The organism is Limnohabitans sp. Rim28, assembly GCF_000293865.2.
GTDB lineage: Bacteria > Pseudomonadota > Gammaproteobacteria > Burkholderiales > Burkholderiaceae_C > Limnohabitans_A.
In genome coordinates this window covers 1-1,311 of the sequence record NZ_ALKN02000042.1, presented here as the reverse complement: position 1 = coordinate 1,311, position 1,311 = coordinate 1, and the positions used below count along the sequence as shown (strand labels likewise).

1 protein-coding gene is annotated in these 1,311 nt (G+C 68.4%); it reads right to left on the bottom strand.

Features of this window, described 5'->3' with window-relative positions; translation table 11 throughout:
• Positions 1-1,311: hypothetical protein (locus B472_RS17140; RefSeq protein ID WP_019425619.1), on the bottom strand; the 1,311-nt coding region annotated here is incomplete at both ends.

Below are 1,311 nucleotides of genomic sequence, written 5' to 3'. Positions count from 1 at the left end.
GCACCGCTTTGAGGTTGTCGGGGGTGACGTTGGTGACGGTCACACCCAGCAGGGCCAGTTGTGCGCTGCTGGCGGTGCCGTCCATCACGGCTTGCACCGCTGTGGCCAAGGCCACCAGTTTGGCTCCGGTGTCCGCTTCCCCTGCGCTGGCTTGATCGAGCACGTCGTTGTACAGCGTGATCTCGTCTGCGCTGTCGATCACCCCGCCCAGGCCCAAGGCGCTGAGTTGCCCTGGGTCCAGTGTGGTGTCGTTGTCGTCGCTGTTGTCCGCGCCTGCGGCCACTTCCAGGTAGGCCGTGACCATGGCTTGCAAGTCGCTGGCTGTGTCGTGATCGCCATTGGCCGTGCCAGTGATGCCCGCCGTGTTCAGCAGGCTGTTAATGGCGGCCAGGTTCGCGCTGGTCACGCCGGTGATGCCCGCCGCTTCCCAGACGGTGATGGCGGGTGTGGCCAGGATGGCTGTGTCACCAAAGGCCGCAGCTCTCAGAGAAGCCAAGGCCACCACACCTGCCACCGTGCCGGCGTCAACGATGGCCGCTGCCGCTGCGTTGGTGATGGCAGACAAGTCGGTGGGGGTCTCGCCTGCTGCTGTGGCCGCGTCGTTGGCTGCCGTCACGGCCACGTTGGCTGCATTGGCTGCGCTCGTGGCCGCTGCCGATTTGGCCGTCAGCGCCGTCTGAGCTGCCTCTACGGCCAGCAGTTGCGCCGGTGTGGCCGGGTCGCTGGTCATGGCGCTCAGCGCATTGGCCAGCGCCAACTGCGCTGCATCCAGTTCGGTTTGCGCGGTGCCCAAAGCGGTGCCCGCTGCGGTGGCTGCTGTCACCAGTGCCGCCACTTTGGCGTCGGTGGCCGCTTCGCTGGCCGTGGTGGTGCTCGCTGCCCCGCTGGCGTCGGACTGGGCGGCGGTGATGGCGCTGCTGAGCGTGCTCAGGTTGGGCGCGGCTTCGTTGGCCGCAGTCGCTGCGGCATTGGCCGCCGTCACGGCCGCCTGCGCTGTGTCGGCCGCGCTTTGCAGCGCTGTGGCCGCCGTGCTCAGGGTGCTTTGAGCATTTTCCACCGCGCTCAGTTGCGTGGGGGTGGCCGGTGTGCCCAGTGCGCCAAGCGCTGTGGCCAGCGCCTGCTCGGCTGTATCGAATGCGCTTTGCGCGCTCGCCAAAGCAGTGCCCGCCGCTTCGGCTGCTGTCACCAGTGCCGCCACTTTGGCGTCGGTGGCCGCTTCGCTGGCCGTGGTGGCTGCGCTCACGGTGGCCGCGTCAGACAGGGCCGCTGTCGCTGCGCTGGTGATGGCCGACAAGTCGGTGGGGGTCTCGC